General features: G+C 53.8%; 12 protein-coding genes. 6 read left to right on the forward strand and 6 right to left on the reverse strand.

The features are described 5' to 3' along the window. Nucleotides 1-339: 339 nt before the first annotated feature. A complete protein-coding gene (locus JIN87_RS00640; RefSeq protein ID WP_200353563.1) occupies nt 340-1,368 on the reverse strand; it encodes a LacI family DNA-binding transcriptional regulator in 1,029 nt (342 codons plus the stop codon). 7 nt (nt 1,369-1,375) lie between these two features. Further along, nucleotides 1,376-2,917 (reverse strand): sulfatase family protein, encoded by a 1,542-nt coding sequence (locus JIN87_RS00645; protein WP_200353564.1) that lies wholly within the window; start codon nt 2,915-2,917, stop codon nt 1,376-1,378. Nucleotides 2,918-3,372: 455 nt separating this feature from the next. On the opposite strand from JIN87_RS00645, the gene JIN87_RS00650 reads away from it, so the two are divergent. Together JIN87_RS00650 and JIN87_RS00655 are read left to right on the forward strand one after the other, a co-directional pair. Continuing rightward, nucleotides 3,373-6,825, forward strand: coding sequence for a TonB-dependent receptor plug domain-containing protein (locus JIN87_RS00650; protein WP_200353565.1), 3,453 nt, complete (start codon nt 3,373-3,375; stop codon nt 6,823-6,825). A gap of 88 nt (nt 6,826-6,913) precedes the next feature. Continuing rightward, complete coding sequence (locus tag JIN87_RS00655; protein WP_200353566.1) at nt 6,914-8,569, forward strand: solute:sodium symporter family transporter; 1,656 nt, start codon at nt 6,914-6,916, stop codon at nt 8,567-8,569. 37 nt (nt 8,570-8,606) lie between these two features. On the opposite strand, the gene JIN87_RS00660 is transcribed toward JIN87_RS00655, so the two are convergent. Both JIN87_RS00660 and JIN87_RS00665 read right to left on the reverse strand, forming a co-directional pair. Further along, on the reverse strand, nt 8,607-9,995 hold the full coding sequence (locus tag JIN87_RS00660; RefSeq protein ID WP_200353567.1) for an FG-GAP repeat domain-containing protein: 1,389 nt from the start codon (nt 9,993-9,995) through the stop codon (nt 8,607-8,609). Nucleotides 9,996-10,488: 493 nt separating this feature from the next. Continuing rightward, on the reverse strand, nt 10,489-14,148 hold the full coding sequence (locus JIN87_RS00665; RefSeq protein WP_200353568.1) for a TonB-dependent receptor plug domain-containing protein: 3,660 nt from the start codon (nt 14,146-14,148) through the stop codon (nt 10,489-10,491). Between the two features lie 320 nt (nt 14,149-14,468). Between JIN87_RS00665 and JIN87_RS00670 the strand changes: the two genes are divergently transcribed. Beyond that, nucleotides 14,469-18,359, forward strand: coding sequence for a hybrid sensor histidine kinase/response regulator transcription factor (locus JIN87_RS00670; protein WP_200353569.1), 3,891 nt, complete (start codon nt 14,469-14,471; stop codon nt 18,357-18,359). A gap of 19 nt (nt 18,360-18,378) precedes the next feature. Here JIN87_RS00670 and JIN87_RS00675 read toward each other — a convergent pair whose 3' ends face one another. Continuing rightward, nucleotides 18,379-19,755: a Gfo/Idh/MocA family oxidoreductase gene (locus tag JIN87_RS00675; protein ID WP_200353597.1), complete on the reverse strand. Its 1,377-nt coding sequence runs from the start codon at nt 19,753-19,755 to the stop codon at nt 18,379-18,381. 193 nt (nt 19,756-19,948) lie between these two features. Between JIN87_RS00675 and JIN87_RS00680 the strand changes: the two genes are divergently transcribed. From JIN87_RS00680 to JIN87_RS00690, 3 genes are all read left to right on the forward strand, one after another. Next, nucleotides 19,949-20,617, forward strand: coding sequence for a SanA/YdcF family protein (locus tag JIN87_RS00680; protein WP_200353570.1), 669 nt, complete (start codon nt 19,949-19,951; stop codon nt 20,615-20,617). A gap of 29 nt (nt 20,618-20,646) precedes the next feature. Continuing rightward, nucleotides 20,647-21,489, forward strand: coding sequence for an alpha/beta hydrolase (locus JIN87_RS00685; RefSeq protein WP_200353571.1), 843 nt, complete (start codon nt 20,647-20,649; stop codon nt 21,487-21,489). A gap of 119 nt (nt 21,490-21,608) precedes the next feature. Next, nucleotides 21,609-21,956 (forward strand): diacylglycerol kinase family protein, encoded by a 348-nt coding sequence (locus JIN87_RS00690; RefSeq protein ID WP_200353572.1) that lies wholly within the window; start codon nt 21,609-21,611, stop codon nt 21,954-21,956. Nucleotides 21,957-22,100: 144 nt separating this feature from the next. On the opposite strand, the gene JIN87_RS00695 is transcribed toward JIN87_RS00690, so the two are convergent. After that, nucleotides 22,101-23,111 (reverse strand): NAD(P)H-dependent glycerol-3-phosphate dehydrogenase, encoded by a 1,011-nt coding sequence (locus JIN87_RS00695; RefSeq protein ID WP_200353573.1) that lies wholly within the window; start codon nt 23,109-23,111, stop codon nt 22,101-22,103. Between the last annotated feature and the right edge of the window lie 183 nt (nt 23,112-23,294).

Genomic DNA, 23,294 nt, shown 5'->3' on the forward strand with positions numbered 1-23,294 from the left:
AAAGGTAGGGGTTTACGGGATGAAGCTAAGTCCACGACGGACCAGCTGAATCGCTTAGAATGACGATTGTAAGTATCTCTTCTAGGGGTGGTCTAACACAAGGTTACTTCCCCATATGCTACATACTCCAAAAACATTGATCTCTCATCAAAACCTGATCCGAGACCCAAAGCCCATTTTGAGACGAAATGACGGTCAATTTGGACGAAATATCGCCCCAGAACGCCCCAGAGCCCCCATATCTCCCTCTAAGAGTGATCAGCTAGGCACAGACCAAGAACCGCCGAGCACAGCAATTGATACTTTCGAACCAAGCCCCGACTAGTGCTTACCCTAGGTTTAGATCCGCACAACCGAACCACGCTCAACGATAGTCGAACGCAACTTCAGCGACTGAGCATGGTCGTCACTTTTGCTGCGAATCCGATTGATCATCGCCTCTGCCGCCAAGCGCCCCATCGAGTGCGTATCGAGCTTCATGGTGGTGATCGCGAAAGGATCCTCCTCCTGGTAAATAAGCAAATCACCGTGGGCGATCACCGACAAATCCTCCGGCACCTGGATGCCCTCTCGCATCAGATACATCAGCAGCTTGTTGGCCATATAGTCGCCATGGACGTATAGGGCTGTCGGTCTGTCATCCTTCGCCGAAACGATCTTGGAAACGATTCGTCCCAGCTCTTTCGGCGATACTGAGGAGAGCGATTGGTGCCACGATTTCTTGAACGGAATCGACGCTTCATCGAGGGCTTTGCCGTACCCTAGAAATCGATCCGTGGTCACATGCGGGGCATGGGCCCGGTTCCAATCCACGATCCAGATTTTCCGGTGCCCGTGATCGATCAGGTACTTAGTCGCCTCGTAAGCCCCTTGGACGTCGTCCTGACAAATCGTGTGAAAACGGTTCTGGTGAATCGAGTCGTTCAGCACGATCACCTTGATGTTGTTGTCCTCCAGAAACTGGATGACCTCGCTGTTTTCGCACTCGATCACAAAAACCATACGGCAATCCATTTGCCGCAGACGCTCCAGCAGCTGCTTCGCCGAAGTCTCCGGATCGTAGGGCACGATGATGGGCGTATAGTTCCCTCCACTAAACCCATCGCTCAAGCCCTTCATGATAGGCTCATAAAAGATCCAAGTGTATCCCCACTTTGGCGACATATCGACCACCAGAGCATAAGTCTCAGGTCGATCCGAGGCTTTCGGCTTGCGGCGACGCTTGTAGTTCAGCTCGGCCACCGCAGCGAGGACGCGTTTGCGAATCACTTCCGAGACGTTTCCTCGGCCGTTAATGACGAAGGAAGCCGTAGTCAGCGACACATTCGCCGCCTTCGCTACGTCAACCAACTTCGATTCCTCGCCCATGCCTCGCTTAGACTGAGCAATTATCTTCCGTTTTCAAGAGTTCCATCAACTCGGGGTAGTCATCGTCCTCGTCGCCATATCTACGCTTCAACTCCATGAGCTGAGCGGTCAGCGACTCTTGAACCTCCCTGTACGAAGGGTCGTCGTACACGTTCTCATTCTCATTCGGATCCTTCTCGAGATCGTAGAGTTCCCACCCCGCTGGCGTCTCGATCGGCAGGGCTCCGATCGCATCTAGCGGCAATCCGTAGAAGAAGACGAGCTTGTAGCGATCCGTCCGGATTCCGTAATGAGCAGGGTTGTCGTGGGCATGCATGTGCATCCAGTAGCGGTAGTATAAAGCCTCATTGTCCAGGGTAGGAGTCTTTTTCGTAAGGTTCCCGCGAATACTAGCCCCTTGAGCGCCTTCCAGTCTCGGTGCTTCCGCGAAATCGAGGAAGGTTTGTGCAAAATCCAAATTCGAGGTTAGGTCGTTACAAATCGTCCCAGCTTCAATCTCTCTCGGATAACGAGCCAGCACCGGCATCTGCAAGGCCTCCTCGTAGATCCAACGCTTGTCGATGAAGTCGTGTTCTCCCAAGAACATACCCTGATCAGACGTGTAGATAACAATAGTGTCTTCCGCTAGCCCCTCGGAATCAAGGTAGTCTAGAAGACGTCCCACATTATCGTCTATCCCCTTAACTGTGCGAAGGTAGTCCTTCAGGTATTTCTGATAGGCCGCCTTCGTACGTTCTTCAGCATTCAATCCTTCTATATCGAGCGGTCCTGTTGGGTAGTCGGGATCTGATTGAGTCTTTACCGCATTGCGACGCGTATTTCGCTCACTGACACTTGTACCGTAATTTTGAGTACATTCAGCTCTTTTGCTTTTGTCCTCCCATAGATTCTCCGGCTCTGGAATTTCTACGCCATCGAAGATGTGCTCATAGCGAGCATCGTATTCAAACGAATCATGCGGAGCCTTGTGGTGACACAGGAGCATAAACGGCTTTTCACGATCTCGCTTTTCAAGCCAATCGAGACAACGGTCCGTTATCAGATCAGTCACGTGGCCCTTATGTCGCGTCCCCTGCGGGTAGTGAATCTCACCTTCGGACTTTAGATCCGCGTAGTTCTCAATGTGCGGCCACGTTTCCCCCTTCTCAATAAAGTACGGGTCGTGATAAAGACCTTGCCCCGGGAGTATCGAGTAGTCGTCAAATCCTTGGGGCTCGGAATGCAAATGCCACTTTCCGAAAAGTCCCGTTTGGTATCCATCAGCTTGCAACACACGGGGAAACGTTTCGGAACTCGTGGGAAGCGGATCTTCCAAGGTCTTCACTTTGTTAACGTGAGAATGTTGGCCAGTGAGAATGGTCGCGCGACTGGGCGTACAAATCGCATTCGCGCAAAAACATCGATCTAATCTCACTCCCTCATTCGCGATCCTGTCAATGTTCGGAGTTTTGAATACATCGTTAAGGCGAGAGCTTCGATAAGCGCTGATCGCGTTCGCGCAGTGATCATCGCTCATGATGAAAAGAATGTTAGGGCGTTTCTTAGCCATAGAAATTCGGGCGTTTGAGTTTCTTTTGAGGAGTTAAACAAAATGGACGCCCCCTCGCCAATCAGGTCAAGCCTAGCTCAAACTAACACTCTATTTTACTTAAATAAGAAAATTCAAAGACGGCTTAACCGGCAGAACTAAACGTTTCCCCTCACTCTCACTTCAAACTTCGTACTATCAGGCTGTCTTATTTTATTAATATAGAATGGTTTGTTTGTTGCGAATTGACTCACTCGCTTTCGCAGACGAGGACGGATAAATCGACGAACCAAGCGGTTCATCAAAACCCAAGAAGTTTACCCTTCCCCAAACCTAATCCGAGACAGTGCCTAAAAGTCTCCAACCTTACGCCCCCGAAGCCCGAGCTCTCAACTGAGATCACCTCTCTAAACGTATCTTATTTTCTGATACTTTTAGAATTCGAGGGCGTACGACACAAACTACCAAATACTGACATGAATAAAAGAACTGCGTTTGTCGCGGCGGGTATCGCCATCGCGACAAGTCCCTATCTCTTGGGACAAGATGACGAAGGAGATACCGTTTACGAGCTCTCTCCTTTCACAGTGGGTGCCACTGAGAACGAAGGATACCGTGCAACAACAACCCTTGCCGGATCACGCCTAAAAACCGATTTGAGAGACGTAGGCTCTGCGATCTCGGTATTAACCAAGGAGGTCTTTGAAGACACTGGTGCAACCGATGCAGAAACGGTTTTGTCTTACGCACTGAATACAGAGGTTTCCGGCGTACACGGAAACTTCGCCAATACCACTCCAGCCAACGATGGCCGCGTCAATACTGCGAACGCTCGCGAAAACGCTCAAGGGGCACAGCGTGTCCGCGGTCTTGCCGAAGCTCAACTGACACGCGGATTTTTCCTCACTGACATCCCGTTCGACAGCTACAACACAACAAGCGTTACGATCAATCGCGGCCCCAACTCACTTCTATTTGGAGTGGGAACCCCCGGAGGAGTCATCGACAACGCAGTCAAAAGCGCGTCCACCAGCAGAGACTTCGGATCCCTCAGCGTTCGCTTTGGAGAACGAGGATCTCACCGCGAGAGTTTCGATTACAACAAAGTGTTGATCGATGGTCGCCTCGGATTGCGCGTAGCCGGTTTGAATGAAAAAATTGAATACCAGCAACGTCCCGCGTTCGAAGAGGACCAACGTCTTTTCGCAGCGATCAATGCAACCCTTTTCAAAAACGAGAACTCCGACTTTCTCGATACTACGAACCTCCGCGCTAACTACGAAAAAGGCGAAATAGACGGCACTCCACCCAATATCATTCCAATGGGCGATGCAGTCAGCGATTGGTTCGCTGAGCCTACCAACGTTTCTCAGATCGCTGAGATCGCCAACTGGGAAGGAAGAGGAATCACACCTCCGGGCTACCTCGGAAACTTTACTCCAAAGTACACGGTCGACAATCGACTCGGCAATCTGAACTCCGGAGCGCTCTACTCTTCCGTCGGTCCAAACGAAATTCCCTACTTCATCAACATTCCGTATATCTACACCGACGCGTCTTCCGCGACACCATCAGTCGGGCTCGCTGATCCGTCAATCGCCGGAGTTCAAGCGCGTGTACGTTGGGGAGTCGGGGCAGCCCAGAACGTTCCCGACGGCCAAGGAAACTCCGAACTCTTCGCCACAGAGAATTTCCTCGGAAAGAACCGTGTCGCTGTCCTGGCACCTGGCTTTGCGTATCCAGTTATCCAGGATCGCAACGTGTACGACAACACACGCCTTCTCCTCTCGGGCAACGCCTCTTACCGAGCTCAAGACTTCGAAGCCTACAACGTAGCCTTGGAGCAAACCTTCTTTAATAACAAAGCGGGTATCGAGATCGCCTTCGACAATCAGTCCTACGAGAACACAAGCCGTCTGGCTTTCTCCGATAGCCAGCACACCGACCTACGCATCGACATCAGCGAAACGCTATCTAACGGCCAGCCCAACCCAAATGTTGGCAGAGCATTCATCCAGAACCAGGGTGGAAACCAGACGCAAAACCGCTTGACCGAGCGTGACGCAATAAACGTGACCGCGTTTTACAAGCTAGACTTCACCGAAAGCCCGGTTAGCTGGCTAGGCGAACACACCCTCACCGGGTTCTACGGAACGCAAACCATTGACCGTACCAATCGCGGATACACTCACGCGTTCGTCGACATCGGCGACACAGATATTGCCTCCGCAATGAACGCGAAGGTTCATCAGTTCCGCAGGCAAATCTACACTCAGGTTTACTTGACAGACCAACTCTTTGGAGCGAACTCTCCGGTGGATCTCAACATCACTGACTACTTCCGCGGTCAGACTCCACAACCGGGCGATGTAGTGAAAGTTCACTACAACGAATGGAATCCGATCTTCGGCACCGATACTGACCGTTTGCTCACCGACGAGTTTCAAGTAGAACGCTTCCTCAGAAGCGGTGGTCGTTCACGTCAAGAAATCGATTCCGAAGTAGTCAGCATGCAGAGCCGTTTCTTCGGAGGCAATCTCGTAGGCCTGATCGGCTTCCGCTCCGACGAGCAAACCAGCACTCCGCAAATCACAATCGACGACTATGAGGCTCTCACAGGCGTTGCAGGTTACCGCTTCGATAACGGCGAATTCGACGAAGGAGCGCTCATTCTTGCTGACAGCGGCGACGTGGAAAAGGGAGACACCGTTACCTGGAGTCTCGTCGGCCACATTCCAGAAAACTGGCTCAAGCTTCCGGGTGACTCTCGTCTCAGCGTTCACTACAACGAGTCGGAAAACTTCTCCGCAACGGGAATCCGACGTGACTTTAACGGTAACATCCTAGGTTCCCCTTCCGGTACAACGACCGAGTACGGCGGAACGTTGGAAACCTTGGGAGGAAAACTCTCCATTCGCCTCAACTTCTACGAAACAAACAACGATCTAGCGACAGTCGCAGATCCTGGATTCGGCTTCCCGTCTTGGGTAAGCGGAGGCATGTCTCGCTATAAGGATGACGAACTCGGACTGATCGCAAGCGGCCTTACTCCAGAAGAAGCCTTACGCACTTCGCTGCAACGCTCGGTCAACTTCCGTCCTGAGATTCTGGATATCGATAGTCTAATGACTGAGTTCCCAACTTGGGACGCCCTCTACGATAGCTTGCTAAACCTGCTCCCAGAAACACAGCGTAGCCGTTGGCTCGGATTCAACGCTGCTGGCGATCCGGAGTGGGAAGCAAATCCAGGCCAGTCGGTAACGCAGTCGTTCGTGTCCGAAGGTATTGAACTCGATGTAGTTGGAAGCTTAACCGAAAACTGGACTGTCGCCCTCAACGTCGGCAAGCAAGAGACTGTTACTTCAAACACCGCGCCTGTCTCTCAAGTCTTCGTGAAAACAGTGTTCGACAACATCAAGGGTTCAACCTTCGAGCACCTCATCGATTCGCCGGTTCAAAACGAAGCTGAGACCTTCCTCGGACGCTGGGGTCGCCAACAGTTCAATACCATGAACGCTTTGGTTGGACGTGATGGTCAAGTCTCGCAGGAGCAGCGCAAGTATCGCGTCAACATGATGACCAACTACACCTTCGGCGACGGTCGTTTCTCCGGCTTCGGAGTCGGTGGCGCGCTGCGCTGGCAAGACAAGGTCGCCACCGGTTACGAGATCGTGGTCGACGATGATGGCGTGGTCATTCCTCAACTCGACAAGCCATTCATGGGCGACGACGAGCTGAACGGCGACTTTTGGCTGAGCTACAACAAGAAGATCGGAAACGACATAGATTGGAAGGTTCAGCTAAACATCCGCAATCTCATCGGAGACAAGGACTACATCCCAGTCATCACTAATCCCGACGGCAGCGTTGCGATCGTTCGCAATCCAAACCCAGAGGAAATATTCCTAACAAACACCTTCTCTTTCTAATCTGATTTCATATTGTAGTAGCAATTAAGATACAGACTCAGCGGATGCCCCTGATTTGGGGCATCCGTTTTCCTGTTTTTCACCCCAAATGAGCATAATCCCCCTCCTCACCTTCGTCCTGTTCACCGCCATGGTGGGCGTAATCTCCTATTTCAAGTCCCGAGATGAAGACCTCAGTCATTCAACCGGATATTTCCTAGCGGGCCGAAGCCTGTCTTGGTACGTAGTCGCTGGCTCTCTGTTCTTGACCAACATTTCCGCCGAGCAACTTACCGGGCTCAATGGCAACGCGTTTTCCTACGGAGCAAGCGTCATGGCTTGGGAAACAGTATCCGTCCTCGGCCTACTCGTCATGGCGTGGTATTTCCTTCCGCGCTACCTGAAGAGCGGAATCACCACCGTCCCTCAGTTCCTTGAAGAGCGATTCAGCACAGGGATGCGGAGAATATCCTCATTCATCTTCCTCTACGCCCTCGTGATCGGGTTCCTACCCGTAGTCCTCTACGCAGGTGCACTCACGTTGGGAAAATTATTCGACGTCTCCACAGTTCTTGGAGTATCCGAAATGTCGGCACTCTGGATAATGATAACCTCGCTCGGCTTGATCGGCGGATGCTACGCCGTCTTTGGTGGTTTGAAGGCGGTAGCAGTCTCGGACAGTATCAACGGAATCGGACTGGTCATCGGCGGACTACTCATCCCGATTCTCGCCCTCATTCGTCTAGGCGATGGCAATATCGGAGAAGGATGGTCCACCCTGATCACAGAATCCCCCGAGCGTATGCAAGCGGGAGGAACAAATCCTGAAATGGGGATTCCGTGGACTACTCTCTTAACCGGGATGCTGCTGATTCAGATGTTTTACTGGTGTACAAACCAAGGAATCATCCAGCGTGCCCTTGCCGCCAAAAATCTAGCTGAAGGCCAAAAGGGACTCGTTGGTGCCGCGGTGCTAAAGATTATTGGTGTATCCATGCTCGTACTACCAGGGATCGTCGCCTGGCACATGCACCAAAAGGGAATCATCGAAGTCCCCGTTAAAACCGTGAACGAAGACGGGTCCGTTCTGCTGAATCACGACATGGCCTACCCGCTTCTCGTGAAAGAAGTCCTGCCAGCCTACCTGACCGGCTTTTTCGGAGCCGCCATGTTTGGAGCGGTTCTCAGCTCCTTCAACAGCGGAGTAAACAGTATGTCGACGCTCTTCAGTCTCGATATCTACAAAGGCATGATCCGAAAAGACGCCACCGATGAAGAAACGGTCCGCGCCGGCAAGATCTTCGGCTCTATCCTCATTGTCGTGTGTATCCTCATGGCGCCGGCAATCAGTCTTGCAGACGGACTCTATACCTTAATGCGAATGGTTATGGCCGTCATCAACGTCCCGATCATGACAGTAATCCTTTTCGGAATCTTGTCCAAGCGAGGTCCCGCCCTCTCCGGGTACGTCGGCCTTCCCTTCGGCATGGCCTTCTTCTCCTTCGCTCACTTCTACCTGGAGAACGACTACGGATTCTTCAAATGGCACTGGCTGCACTCGGTTGGACTAAACTTCGTCCTGACTATGCTCGTGATGCTCGCTATCCGCTATTGGAAACCAAGAGAAACGCCCTACCGCCAACCCGATTCAGGCGCAGTCGAGCTCTTCAACTGGAAGTACCTCAGCGCAGCGACCGTCGTATTGGTCGGCCTACTACTGACTCTCTACTTCACATTCTCTGAATTCGGTATCCTCGCCACTTAACAGAGGGGCAATGCTCCGTCATTGCCACCCTCCACCGCTACCACTGGTTATCCAAAACCAAAATCGCTGGACCTCGGCGGGACAATTCCGCGTACGCATCCATCTGCTCGGGCGGAATTCCCACAGGCAAGTAGGCAGCTCCCAAGATGATTTCAGCATCTCCGTCGCCATCCAAATCTCCGGAATTTATGGTAAGCCAACGCCCTTTATCGGCAGCCTCCAACCGACGTGACCTGAATCCTCCTTCTTCCGACTGCTCCAGATAAATGAAGTTCTCAGGTCGCTCGGCTCTGAAATCAGAGTGATATGCTATGGCCGCGATATCGAGATCACCATCCCCGTCAAAATCCTCCACTGCCGCACCGAACGCTCCGTACATCGGATAGAAATAGGATTCCTCGAAATTCCCGCTTCCATCTCCCAAATAGATACGAATTCCATGGTCCCGCTTTAAAGTATTAAAGGGATCCGAATCGGCGTTGTCACCATTGACGGCAAGAAAGTCCATCTTTCCATCCCCATTGAAGTCACCCAGTTCGATATCCACGTATCCGAAGCCTGGATGCTTTTCGAGCAGGACTCTTTGTTCAAATTCTAAGCCACCGCGATTCAGGTACAAACTCACGTTCTCTCGAGCATGTCCCTGAACAACGAGAATGTCCAAGCGTCCATCTCCATCGAAATCAAAGGCCTCGCTCTTCACCGCTCCTGGCTGCGAGTTTAGCACAACAGCTTCGCTCGCAAACCCACCGCCCCGCTTTCCAGGGTACAAAGCAAGATTCCCCGTGTATTCACCGAAATTAGACACGACAACCTCCTCAAAACCATCTCCGTCAAAGTCAGCTAGCAACATATCCGAAGGGCGATGCAGCCCCTCGAGCAAAACCTCCAGACCGCTCAACTTGCCATTGTCCGTTTTCGCAAGCTGAACCTCTCCGTACTTCGCTCCTATCTCCGCCGCAAAAAGATCGCCGATAGATAGCAAATGAAGTCGATCATCCAGAAAGGCTTTCGCCTCGACAAGAGTCACACCGGGAGACAGATGCGACTCCAACACCTCTAGCTCTTGATCAAGAACAGTGAGCCTTCCCAATCGAGCATCGAAGAGCAAAACGCTCCGACTCCGTTCATCAATGTGGACGAGCGAGGTTATGGCATAAGGCGGACCATACTTGGTACTCAGAGGCACAAATCCAGCAGCATCCCCAACCGAAGGAGTTTTTGTTTCCTGCGGTATAGCTTCAGCTGGGGCGTTCTCGATAAAATAGTCCCTAATCGCCGACCACTCTTTCTTCTCCAGTACCGGTTGCGGCGGATACAATCCAGCCGTCTCCACAAATCCCTTACGCAAATCGATACTGCCTCTCGTTCGCTCCGACTCCCCGGACAAGGCTGTCCGATCGTCAACCCCCAGAAAGAAGCCCATATACGTCAGGGCATATTGCCAGCTTCGCTTGGTTAGCAGGTCGGGCTCGGGAAACTGATGACAGGATGCGCAATGGACCCGAGCCAACCGCTCCCCTTCAGTTTGCCCCGAGGCAAGCCCTGCACAAAACAGAACAGCACTGGACAAACGCAAAACTGGCCACAATCGAATCATCGCCGATCAAACAAGAACACCCCAACAAAGAAGGCAAGCAAGCGAACACCCGGTTTCAGGAGCGAATGAAAAATCAGGTTCGCCACCAAACGCATAGGAAGAAGCCACGTAACGCCCCCTCAAAAAGAGTCCCGCTTGATAATGGTAGAGCCCGCTGTCCCCAGCGGGCATGAGCGGTTATTTGCGGTACTGTGTCCGTTGAGGACAACGGACGCTACCCTTTCGGCTAATGCTCACCATCGTTTTTGCCCCTCCCCCCAAAAAAAGGCTCCCGCCTACGAGAGACGGGAGCCCAATCAAACCTAGCTAGATTAGCTAACTAGAACTGGAATGTGTTGGTCAGGAAGAACTGACGCGAATTCGGGATACGGATACGAGAGATCGTTCCGTCCGGGTTCGCTGCGACAGGTATGTCGTCGTTTCCATTCTTCCGATAGAGATTACGAGCGTTGAACTGGATGATCCAATCTACGTCGCCACCAGCGATTGGCAGCTTGTAGCGTAGGAAGGCATCGCCGGCAAGATCGTCCGGCCCCATGATTGGGTTGCCGATGTTTGGTACGACGTTGCCGAACTCGTCGATCATGTTCGGATAACCGATAGCGACCTCGTCTTGGTAGCGCAGAGAGCCACCAACGTTGAGCCCCTTGAAGCGACCGTCAGAGAAACGGTAGCGACCAGTGAGGTTGAAACGCCATTGGCGTTGCTCCGGCGACGCAGTGTCGTCCTTCGCCTTTTCAATGCGAAGCGTACGGAGCACACCAGCATAGCGGCTTGCGCCGATCGCTCCGGACTCGCCCTGTACCGGAGAGTCGCGGACATCCCAAAGACCAAGATCTTCGATACGCTGAGCGATCTCGAGAGCGAGCGGGAAGGCGACAGGTCCAGTGTTGGAAGTCACAGTCTCCTGCTCCGCAGCATTGAACGAGATGGAGAGATTATCGGTTACTTGACCGATGATCTCGATTTCACGCCCCTCTGCAACGAAGTCGTTGGTAGAGCTCAGACCGAGAACAGGATTACTTTCCTGGCGAACGATCGTGTTTCCGAGTCCGTCATCCGTCTTAACGATACGGTAGTCATAGATGTCCTGCACGTAGTCTGGGAGGATTTGGAGGAGCAGATCGTAGTACTCGTCGAAGCTGTTTACGCCGATCAAGTCGGCATCCGTACCCGTCAAACGCTGACGGTTGCTTGGAGTCGAAGTCGTCGTCCAGGTCAATTCCTCAGGATCGGTAGGGAAAAGCGGGTGGTCACCGTTCTCCGCAAGAATGATACGATCGAGATAGAAGCCCATACGGCCAACAACTTGACCAACCTGTCCGCCGAGGTTCGTGCGAGCGTTCGCGTTCTTCGTTACGAACTGGTTGTAACGAAGCGTCAGACGATCATCGAGGAAGCTAACGGTGACGCCCTTTTCACGAGTGCTACCAAACGGGCTCGCGAGCGGCTGGTTAAGAACGTTGTTCGAGATACCAGCAGGCTGGAAGCTCTCCGCCTCGTAGTAGTGAGCCGAGAGGTTCATTCCCCATGGGAGCTCGCCCAGCCACTTCTCTGGGTAGTGGCCCACGAAGCCCCAAGTGGTAGTCGAATCTTCGTCCACACTTGCTGGAGAGTCTTCGAGGAAAAGCAGCTCTTCATTGAAGTTACCGTCAACTTCATTGATGCCATCCAAGTCGATACGTTCTGGATACGGATTAGCCGCATGCGCAGGAATAGAAGGATCCCACTCAGGATGCCCCATTGGCACGCCAAAGTTACCCGTTTTCTGGATACGCTGCCACGCTTCCTGTTCGTCTGTACGACGAGCCCAGTTACCAATCAGGTGACCGTCGAAGAAGCTACTCTGCAAGTTGAACGCTTCGGAAGTGAGAACGTTTCGGCTCTTGTTCGCATTGGCGAGCGCCTCTACGATACGCCAGTCGTTCTTGACGGCTGTCTTGAGCTTGTTGTCCCAGTACCACTGGCCAAACACTTCGCCGATCTGCGGAAACTGCGTGTAGATCGGACCGTCGAGACGAAGCTGATCAGGGCTGGATAGGCTCGCGCCCGTTGGGCCGAGGTAAACCTGCTGCTTCACGATACGACGGAAGTCGTTGTTGGTGTGACCGATTGAGATTTCAGGGAGACCTGGGAACTTGCCACTGTCTGCCCACCAAACGCCGCGGGTGCCGCGTGTTTCGAAATCGTTGGTACGCTCTTCGTAGAGACCGGTGAGCGTGTGCTTACCGAGAATGCCGCCGAGACGCTCGTTTTCGATGAAGTCACTGAAATCGAGAATACCGAACGCAGTCGCACGGATCGTGTCCTGCTGGCGAAGCTCGTCAGTCACGAGATTATCATTCCAGCGAACAACTGGACGTCCAAAGTTCTCGTTCATCAGCGTATCACCAAAACCATCGAGGTCGGTGTCACCTGGAGCGTGCCAGATATCTGCGTCGATCGAGATGCGCTTGCTATCACCAGAGGAGAACGCGTTGAAGCGATTCTGCTCGCGACGTTGACTATCGAAAGCGATCTCAAGACCGAGCCTTCCATCGAGCATTTCCTGCTCGAGAACAGCTTGGAAGAGACGGAACTCCGTAGTCACCGAATTGGTGGTACCTTGGAAGAGGTAGTTATGGTAGTCGAACACCTCGCGATTCATGAGGGACGGCTCGCGGAAACCAGCGCCCGCAGTCGGGGTACGCGTCCAGCGGGTGTCGCGCGTTCCGCCACCTGCGCCGGTGCCACCGATACGCCAGCGACCCATGATGCCTTGGATCCCTGCCAATTCCGGATCATCCCAGCCTGGCTCGGTTCCGGCCGCGCTGCTGTTGTAGTTAATAGCAGAGTACAACCAGTACGGATTGTATGAAGTGTTGTTCTGGAAACCGGTCTTCTGGAAACGGTCGAACCCAACTTGCGGGATCAAACGACCTTCAATTGCGGCATACTCGTCGAGCGTCATGCCGTCAGGAACCGTGGCGAGACCTGCATTCACCGCCGCACGCACTTGGTCCGCAGTGATCGCGCCATTGCCTACATTGGTCAAATCCACACCTGGCGTGCGGAGAATCTGGTTCAGCGCCTCTTGGTCGCCGATACCGTTCCACCAGCCAGAGAAACCATCGAAAGGCGGAATCACATCCGGCGGATTACGGAAGATCTCACCGTACTCGACGTTACCGCGGAAAACGGTGCGGCCTAGAAACTCGGATCTCTCGTTCGGGAACAGCACAGAGTTCCAGGCGAGGTAGATACGCTTATCGTCCTCGTGGGCAGGGTCCTGCTTGTACTTGACGTTCTCGTTCAATGCAGAAACGCGAACCGCAAGACGATCCTCGATCAGCGTACGATTGAAATCCGCTGTCATACGGTTGCCGCCACGATGGTCGAAACGAAGGCTGATTTCGCTCGAATCAGCGTCGAGACTCGCACGATTCAGGGAGTTGTTGATAACGCCCCCTGGGGAACCGAGACCGAAGAGAACCGAATTTGGCCCTCTATTAACAGTAACACGGCTCGTGTTGTACCCGTCGAACGGGATGATCGTCTGGAAGTAGTCACGCGTGGTAGACGCGCTCACCAGACCACGAACACGCTGAGCGCTCTGTGGATTGTTACGTGCTTCGTTGGTACTTCCGTTGTCGATGTTCGCATTCGAGAAGTTACCTTGCGTGCCGCCGACTTCCATATTGCCCACGTAAGCAAGCAAGGATTCGCCGTCGGTCGCGCCAGTGTCCGTCATGAAGTCCTTGGTAACGACCGCGATGGACGCACCAAGATCTGTCAGCTTCGTACGAAGACGCGAGCCAGCAAGGGTAGTGCTCGCGCGATAGCCTTCGTTGTCTTGGCCTTCTACAGTAAAGGGAGAAAGCTCGAAGATATCTTCTTCGTCTTCCTCCTGCCCCTGGACAGAAAGGAGCGGGGTACCCACCAACATGGCAGGGACAAGGTACGTATTAAGTACCTTGGAGGTAGTTCTAATACTAATCATAGTTTGATTAATGGGGTTCGTAGGGTTCGGAAATTTGTAACGACCGGCACAGGTCATCTCCGAAACAAGTGCGCTCATTGTAGCAAAACACAAATTGCGCGCGTTATACCATAAGGTGCAATGTTTGTGCCTAGTAGATGTGTGCATTGTGCGAAATTTTACTTTATCTATGCTGCGCCGTGCACACTCCCTCGCAGCTTTGCTTATGTGAGAATATAATCTCGACTCTCCGCCCCTTACTAGAGGGAATAGCACACCACCTAACCCCGCTTAACTACCTTTTGCCCCTTATAATCAGACAGTTACTCCTCGTAGCTCTCTTGGCTCCCCTATCCGTCAAATTGTGCATTGCGGCGGAAAAATTCACTCCGGACACGCACATTGACCTAAATGAGCCTTGGCGCTGGACCGTGCTGGAAGAGCTCGAGAACCACGAAGCCTACTGCGCCGCATATGACACAAACGGCACAGTTTGGTTTGGGCAGGCCGCCGGATTGACCTCCTTCGATGGTGTCAACTACCGCTCATACCCCTTCGATTTCGACAGCGGCGGCGCCCTGTACGCAAAGAACGTTTTCTGCGCATCAGACGGCTCCGTCTACCTGATGACCACCAAGCGAATCGCAGTCCTGAAGCCCAACAGAGAGTGGGCCTGGCTGATGGACATCGATACCGGACAGACCAAAAGCCCCATGATCGCAGAGTCGCAAGACGGTTCGATCTGGCTCGTGGTCAACAACCAGCTTCACCACTACGGCCCCCAGGGCATCAGCGTCGTAAGGAACCTCCCTCTCATTCACGAATCCATCGTGGTCGATCGACGAGATCGGATCTGGCTCCGCGAAATGGAGGACAGCAACCTCCTCATCCACCCCGCCAAACTGGACGAAACCCTCAGCTTAGCATCTCCCGGCAAGGTCATTTCCATCAATCCATGGAAAATGGACACCACCTCCGCACTCTACGAAGATCGAGACGGCAGCATCTGGGTGCTAACCATCTGGGCCAAGCACTTCGCCCAACGCTTCGATCTCGATTTCAATCGCACCATCCACCCAGCGCCTCCCCCACTCGACAGGCGCTCCAACCTATCCTTCGTCAGCATCGACGAAGAGACGAAGCTCCTGCTCCGCCCTCCGGAGTTGCTCCTCTATCAAGATGGCCAATGGCAAAACTTGGACACCGGCAGCTACTCGGTTCCAAGCAACAATCCCTACCTCATCCAGCTCTCGGATGGCAAACTCCTGCTCGGAGGGAACGTCGAGCAATCCTACCTCATCGACTCCACCAACAACCGCTGGGAGACCTTCCACGGACTAAACATCCAGTGCGAAGACGCGAACGGCAACGAATGGTACCTTTCGCAAGACAACAAGGTCATCCTCCACGAAAGCGATAAGCAGCAATGGACCCGATTCGACACCGGAGACGGCCTCATCGACGCCCCGAACCGGATCACGATCAGCGACGATGGCACCGTGTGGGTTTCAGGAAGACATCAAGGAATCGCCGCAGTCTCCCGGCTCGAATCGGGAAGCTGGACCACCGACAGCTTCCCGTCAATCGGCTACACCTTCTCACACCTTGGTGTCCTTAAAACCCAAGACGGAAACATCATCTTCGGCAACGGTTCGGAACGACCCATGCCAGACGGCTCCGTCGGTGGAATCGTCGTCTACCGCAAGACCGAAGGAGAATACCTCGCCAGCCACCTTGCCCCCCCTCTCTATCCAGAACGCGTCGCCACCCTCGTCGAGCAACCAGGCCACGGGCTTTGGCTAGGCTCATTCAACCTCGCCCGCATCCAACCTTCCACCGGCCTCGGAGCGGAGCCCGTAGCGGAACTGAGCGCCACCTGGATCGACCATCTCTCAATTGATCGGCACAACCGAGTCTGGGTCGCAAAATGGGGAGACGGACTCTACTGCTACGACGGAAACGACTGGAAACTCTACCGCAGCGCCGACGGGATCGCCAGCAACCAGACCGTATTCGCCCTGCCCAGCAAGCGAGACGACACCCTATGGCTCGCCACCCGCAACAACCTGAGCCGTTTCGACGGGACGAGCTGGACGCGCGATGCCTTTGCCGACGGCTTCGAATTCCATCGCGAGGGTGGCACCCTTTTCGAATCGAACAACGGCGAACTCTGGATCAACCAAGCCCCGCGCCTTTGGGCGATGAATCGGGAACGCCCCGTACCGGATCAAGGCCTCCCCTTCCGCACGATACGCTACCGACAGGATCAGCTCCCACCTCACACCCTTCTCGATCCTAGCGAAACCCAACTCAACGAGCCCGCCGACGCCCTCTTCTCATGGCACGGCCTAGACCAATGGAACGACACCCCTTCCCATAAGCTAGAATACTCCTACCGGATCTCAGACCAAGAATGGAGCCCCTTCCAGCAGGACACCCAAGTATCCATCCTAGACCTACCATCCGGAAGCTACACCTTCGAAGTCAAAGCCCGTGATCGCGACCTGAATGTCGATCCGACTCCCGCTTCCCTCAGCTTCCAGATTATCGCCCCCCTCTGGAAGCAAGCTTGGTTCATCATCAGCGCCTTTCTCAGCTGCGCCGCCATCATCACCTTGATCGCCATCGTGATTCGCATGCGCATGAGACACCTCATCGCCCTCGAGGAGTTCAAACTCGATTTCTTCACCAACCTCTCCCACGAGCTCCGCACTCCGCTTTCCGTAATCCTTGGCCCCCTCGAAAGCCTCGCCGCCAAAGCGCGCTCCAAAGACCAGAAGGCGACCTTCGACATGGTCCTGCGCAATACTCACAAGATGCTCGATCTCGTGAACAAGCTCCTGGAATTTCGCAAGGTAGAGCTTGGCAAGCTCAAGTACCGCCCCGTCCAAGGCGAAGTCATCGGCTTCATCAAAGACGCGATCTTCTCCCTCTCTCCCCTTTGGGAAAACAAGAAGCAGACACTCACTATTCACTCCGAGCTAGCAGCCTATCGATGCGGTTTCGACCCCGACAAACTGCTCAGCATCATAGACAACATCGTTTCCAACGCCATCAAATACACTCCCGACAAGGGAACAATCGATGTATCCATAAAGATAGATACCGACAGCAACGGCAAGGCAGCCCTCGACTTCAAAGTATCGGACAACGGCATCGGAATCGCAAAGGACAAACTCCCCAAAGTCACAGACCCCTTCTATCGGGCCGATTCGGAATTGAGCGAGCAAGAGAGCTCAGGAATCGGACTCGCCCTCGTAGCAGGACTCGTCGAGGTATGGGGAGGTGAAACGACAATCGAAAGTAAAACGGAAGGCCCCGAACGAGGCACGTCAATCTCCATTCACCTTCCCCTCAACCTCTTCAAAGGCAGCCTGCCAGATCCAGCCGAAGAAAAGGCGGCGTCAGAACGACAGGAAATCCAACAAGCCGAAGCCCTTCCTCCCCGCGTATCCAAACCCAAGATACTCATTGTCGAGGACAATCCCGACGTCCTCAAATTCCTCGAGCACGAGATCGGCGAACACTTCGAAACGCTTAGCGCTTCGAACGGGATCGAAGGCTTGCAGCAAATCAAGTCCTCCACGCCTGACCTTATCATTACCGATGTCATGATGCCAGAAATGGACGGCATCGAATTCTGCCGAGCGATCCGGGCAAACAAGGATATCTGCCACCTGCCGATCATCATCCTTACCGCTCGTACTGCCGACGAGCACTATCTTGAGGGAATCGAGATCGGGGCCGACGAGTATTTTTCCAAGCCGATCCGAGCCGACCTGCTCATCGCCAGAATCAACAACCTCTTCCATTCTCGTCAACAACTGCGGGAACGCTTCGCCAGCCAAGTTTTGGTCGAACCTCAAGAGGTCGCCATCGTCTCCTCCGACAAACAGCTCATCGAGCGAGCCATCAAGATTCTGGAGTCAAACCTGCAGACGGAAAGCTACGACGTGGAAGCCTTCGCCAAGGACTTGGCGATGAGCCGCATCACCCTCTACCGAAAGCTCAAAGCCATCACCGGGCTTTCCGCGGTAGACTTCATGCGCTCCATCCGCCTCAAACGCGCCGCCCAGCTTCTAAGAGCTACCGACCTAACCGTCGGAGAAATCCTGATACAAGTGGGCTACTACGATGCCAGCAGTTTCAGCCGAGCCTTCAAAAAGGAATTCAACCGCACCCCTACTCAATACCGAGAAGAGGAAGGCACGGAAATTCGCCCCGCTTCCTAAAGCGGACAAAACTAACGAGCTACGTCCAAAGACCTTCGCCGTATCGCCACCCCTTGCGGGCTGGCTCCTTGACCAGCTTGTTCAACTTACGGTTGTTCGTGATTCGCATCTTTTCCGCGTCCCACTCGATATTCTTGCCGGTGCGAATCGCCAAACCTCCCAGCAGCACAACCTCCGTCAATGGCGCTGCATAGTCAAAGTTCGACCCTGGCTCCGCTCCACCATGCAAGGCAGTGAACAACTCCTCAGCAGGGCCTCCCTTCACGCGCGGAAGCGGACGTTTCTTAAGCACGTCCTTGTACTTGCTCATGCGTTCCCGAGGCCAAAGAGTCGGACTACGCGGACGCATATCGTCAGACAGAATCGTCTCCTCCGAGCCAATCATCAACATGCCATTAGCAGGCAAGTCCCTCACCCCCGCAATTTCCTTCGGCACCTGATCCCCCTCGTACCAATGCAACTTCACAGGGGGCTTGTCCCCTCGCGCCGGGAAGTGGTAAATGACGTGAGCGCTCATCGGCGTGTAGATTCCATTGGGCTTCTCGTCGAGTTCGACATCGACCTTGCTCGGCATCCCCAACTCCAAAGCCCAGAACGGAGCATCCAAGCAATGGCAGCCAATATCACCCAGCGAGCCAACCCCATAGTCCCACCAACCACGCCACAAGACCGGAACGTACTCCGAACTGTAGCCTCTGTTCTTCACCGGTCCCTGCCACAAATCCCAATCCAATTTATCAGGCACCGGCTGCCCCTTCGGCGATAGCGTTTCCTGTTCCTTAAACCACGGAAGCCGCGGACGATCCGTCCAGCAATGCACTTCCTCCACATCTCCCAAGATGCCGGCCTGATACCATTCAACGATCAATCGCATTCCCTCGAAGGTGTGTCCTTGGTTTCCCATTACAGTGGTAACCCCATACTCATGCATCGCCTTCTGAAGAGTGCGAACCTGCCAAATGTTATGAGCAAGGGGCTTTTGCACGAATACATGCTTCCCCTTCTCCATCGCCGCCATCGTCGCCGCGAAGTGAGTATGGTCAGGGGTCGAAACCATCACCACGTCGATCTTGTCCCCCATGTCATCGAGCATTTCCCTGAAATCGCTAAAGCGTTTGGCATCCGGGTGCTCGTTGGCGATATCGATTGGGTTCCCCTCGTCCCAACGCTCTCCCTTACCTCTCCAATCAACATCGCATAGAGCGACCAGGTTCTCATCCCGGGCCGCCGCGCTCACCGCGTAGTGCCCCATCCCGCCGATGCCAATACACGCTACGTTCAGCTTATGGCCTGCATTTGCGGAGCTACCAATCGAGAAGCGCGGCAACACGAAGGCGCTGGTAGCGGCCACCGCCGAGTTTTTGAGGAAATTTCTACGAGAGAGAGGCTGCGTCATGGGGCGGATTTTCTGGGGTTTTCGTGAAAGGGAAAAGGCTCCCTTTTTCAACGTTCAAAGGCTATGCCCAAGTCAGTCGAGGGATCAACCAAGCAAACGACTTAAAGCGTTAAAACAAACGAACACACCTCCTAAAAAAACAGGGAACCCTGACGCTAATCAGCGTTCCCCCAGAAGGCCTATTGCCCAACAAATGAAAGCCTCTCGAAAATCCATCTTCGGCCTCGCCTCGATTCTATCAGCCGCCCTCCTAGCCATCCTCTCCGCCCGGGCAGCCGTTTTCTCCAAATCAAGTGAATACGTATTCGAATCGCCAGCACAGGTTCCAAGCTGCCATGCCGCGCTTGTACTAGGTTGCTCCCAATTCCTGAGCGACGGCCGCCAAAACCTGTTTTTCAAATACCGGATCGAGAAAGCCGCCGACCTCTACCACCAAGGAAAAGTCAACTACCTCATCGTTAGCGGAGACAATAGCCGCTCCGACTACAATGAACCGGGCGACATGAAAGCAGCTCTCGTCAAAGCAGGCGTCCCTGAAAACGCGATCCGCTGCGACTACGCGGGATTCAGCACACTCGATTCAATCCTCCGCGCCAAAGACGTGTTCGGACAAAAGCGTTTTATCGTCGTCTCACAAGACTTCCACAACCACCGGGCCATCTTCATCGGACGTAGCCACGGTCTGGAAGTCTACGGACTCAACGCGCGCAGCGTCGACCGCCACAACTCCCTGAAAACCGAACTCCGCGAAGAACTCGCCCGCGTAAAAACCGTCCTCGATGTCTGGGTACTCGGACGCCAGTCCAAATTTCTCGGCGAGCCAGTAAATATCGACTCCCCGCCCACTACGGCATCGACCTGATCGCAAGCCTAGTGTTTGAAAAGGGTAGTATGAAACCCCTCGCCCTTTTACTCCTCCTAATTGCTACCTCACCTTTGTTTTCAAAAACCCAGCCCGACAGCATCGTCGAATACAAGGAAACCGCCGAGGGCAAACTGACTCTCCATATCTTCAATCCCCCGGGACATCGCCCAACAGACTCCACCCCTGCCATCGTTTTCTTCTTCGGAGGGGGCTGGAAAAGCGGCGATCCAAGTCACTTCTACCGGCAAAGCGAGTACCTCGCTTCCCGCGGCCTAGTCGCCATCTGCGCCGACTACCGCACCGCGACGAGACATGGCACCACCCCTCAGGCTTGCGTCAAGGACGGCAAGTCCGCAATCCGCTGGGTACGCGCCCACGCCGCCGAGCTAGGAATCGCCCCCGATCGGATCGCTGCCGGAGGAGGTTCCGCAGGAGGCCATGTCGCAGCCGCCACCGCCACCCTTGCCGGATTCAACGAGGAAGGCGAAGACACAACGATCAGCTGTCGCCCCGACGCGCTCGCCCTTTTCAATCCGGTCTTCGACAACAGCTCCGAAGGCTACGGCTTCGATCGCGTAAAAGACTACTGGCGAGACTTCTCCCCCCTTCACAACATCGGAGAACAAACACCGCCGACCATCGTTTTCCTGGGGACCAACGACCACCTCGTGAAAGTCTCTTCCGCTGAGTCCTTCAAAAAACAAATGGAAGCGAATCAAAATCGCTGCGAGCTCCTCCTCTTCGAAGGGCATAGGCACGGATTCTTCAACGAAGCAAAATACTACGAAACACTGCTCGAGACCGACAAGTTCCTAACTTCGCTCGGCTACCTAAACGGAAAACCAACACTCAAAAAAGAAGAGAGCTAGCGTGGAGTCAGCGACGTTCCTTAGCCAAAGAACTCTACTTGGCTTTTAGCACAAAATAGCCAATCGCAGAGAAGAGTAACTGTAACTGTTTTCTCCAACACCACACAAGACCACTTGCATTGAAAAATAGGATACAATCCTTCGCTCACGCGCTTCGAGGGATTCGAGAGTTCATTGCCCTAGGAGCAAACGCGAAACTCCAATGCCTTGCAGCCCTCGCGATTATCGTCGTTGGGCTGATTCTACAGTTCACGCGATTCGAATGGATAGCCGTTATCCTGTGTATCGGAAGCGTACTCGCAGCAGAAGCGATCAACACCGCAATCGAGGAACTGGCCAACGAAGTCACCGAAGAGAAAAGCGAGCGTATCCGACGCGTCAAAGACATCGCCGCCGGAGCGGTTCTCATCCTTTCTCTCGCCTCCCTCGTCGTTGCCATCCTCATCATCCTAAATCGACTAAACTAAAGATCCCAACTCCAGGCAAACTGCGTACTAGACAAGGGAAACGAATCCGAGCCGAACAAAGGAACCAAAATCGCCGCCCCGGAGAAACGATCAAATATAAAGCAGACCTGTATCGAGAAATCGGTTACCTTGAAAAAAGAGAATCTATAGCGATTCCGCCTTCAAATCCCGCGTCATCAAACGCTCGATACCATCCTTAGGACTTACGCCATTGTAGAGCGTCTCGTAGATTTGTTCGATGATCGGAGCGTCGATGCCCTTCTCTTGGCAAAGCTTGTGGTACCCAAGACAGGTCTTGTATCCCTCGACTGTCATCTTCCGCTCGTTGATCAGCTCGTCGATCGTCACGCCCGTAGCAATCAACTCACCAAAGGTACGATTCCGGCTTTCCTGACCATTACAGGTGAGAACGAGGTCGCCCATTCCGCTCAAGCCATAGAAAGTCGCCGTCTCTCCGCCCAGAGCCGTTCCGATCCGGTGCATTTCCGCCAAAGAGCGAGTGAGAAGCGCTGCCTTGGCATTATCCGTGAGACCCAGTCCATCACAGCACCCGGATGCAATCGCGTAGACGTTCTTGAGCGAGCCGCCCAACGAGACTCCCTTGAGGTCGCTCGAGCGATAAACGCGCAAAGCCGGCCCGCTCATCGCCTTCTGAATCTCTTCAGCCTCCCCGCCCTCGAGGGTACTGGCTAGCACGATAGCCGAAGGCTGGTGACCCGCCACTTGGCTCGCAAACGTGGGACCACTCAGAGTTCCAACCGCATAGCCCGGCAGCTCTTCCTGGATCACCTCGTAAGGGAACTGCTGGGTTCCCTCTTCAACCCCCTTCGTCAGGGTCAAAATGAGCTTCAGTTTCCCACTGGAGTTTTGAGCGAGTGATTCACGAATCTCCCGACAAACATTACGCAAAAACTTAGTCGGAGCAGCGATGATGCAAACATCCGCTTCCCCCAGGGCTGGCTGATACTCGTGAGTCACGGTCATGGTCTCACCCAAAGGATACCCTGCCAAAAATTCCTCGTTCTCACGCGTTTCCCTCATTCGCTCGGCTTGGCTCTCCTCGCGAGGCACGAGCGTCACGTTCTCACCAAGCGCATCCAAATGGATCGCAACGGCTGTACCCCAGGCACCGGCAGGTAGTATACAGAAATTCATAATGATGGATTCTTTTCTTCCGTTCGTCCGAGATTCGTCGGACCAAAATTCTTTTGCATGCTGCAGGCTTAGACTCAGTCCTTCCAGCTTTTGTTTGATAAATAACGCTTTGGAACGAATCGAGCAATGCGTTCCCAACTCCTCCAAACGTCTCAACACGATATCCACCCGACTACGCTCCAA

This window comes from Pelagicoccus mobilis (assembly GCF_016595505.1).
GTDB classification, from domain to species: domain Bacteria; phylum Verrucomicrobiota; class Verrucomicrobiia; order Opitutales; family Opitutaceae; genus Pelagicoccus; species Pelagicoccus mobilis.

Coding starts and splice junctions, on each gene's coding strand:
- JIN87_RS00640 (WP_200353563.1), bottom strand. CDS start 1,368: ATGGGCGAGGAATCGAAGTTGGTTGACGTAGCGAAGGCGGCGAATGTG.
- JIN87_RS00645 (WP_200353564.1), bottom strand. CDS start 2,917: ATGGCTAAGAAACGCCCTAACATTCTTTTCATCATGAGCGATGATCAC.
- JIN87_RS00650 (WP_200353565.1), top strand. CDS start 3,373: ATGAATAAAAGAACTGCGTTTGTCGCGGCGGGTATCGCCATCGCGACA.
- JIN87_RS00655 (WP_200353566.1), top strand. CDS start 6,914: ATGAGCATAATCCCCCTCCTCACCTTCGTCCTGTTCACCGCCATGGTG.
- JIN87_RS00660 (WP_200353567.1), bottom strand. CDS start 9,995: ATGGGCTTCTTTCTGGGGGTTGACGATCGGACAGCCTTGTCCGGGGAG.
- JIN87_RS00665 (WP_200353568.1), bottom strand. CDS start 14,148: ATGATTAGTATTAGAACTACCTCCAAGGTACTTAATACGTACCTTGTC.
- JIN87_RS00675 (WP_200353597.1), bottom strand. CDS start 19,755: ATGACGCAGCCTCTCTCTCGTAGAAATTTCCTCAAAAACTCGGCGGTG.
- JIN87_RS00680 (WP_200353570.1), top strand. CDS start 19,949: ATGAAAGCCTCTCGAAAATCCATCTTCGGCCTCGCCTCGATTCTATCA.
- JIN87_RS00685 (WP_200353571.1), top strand. CDS start 20,647: ATGAAACCCCTCGCCCTTTTACTCCTCCTAATTGCTACCTCACCTTTG.
- JIN87_RS00695 (WP_200353573.1), bottom strand. CDS start 23,111: ATGAATTTCTGTATACTACCTGCCGGTGCCTGGGGTACAGCCGTTGCG.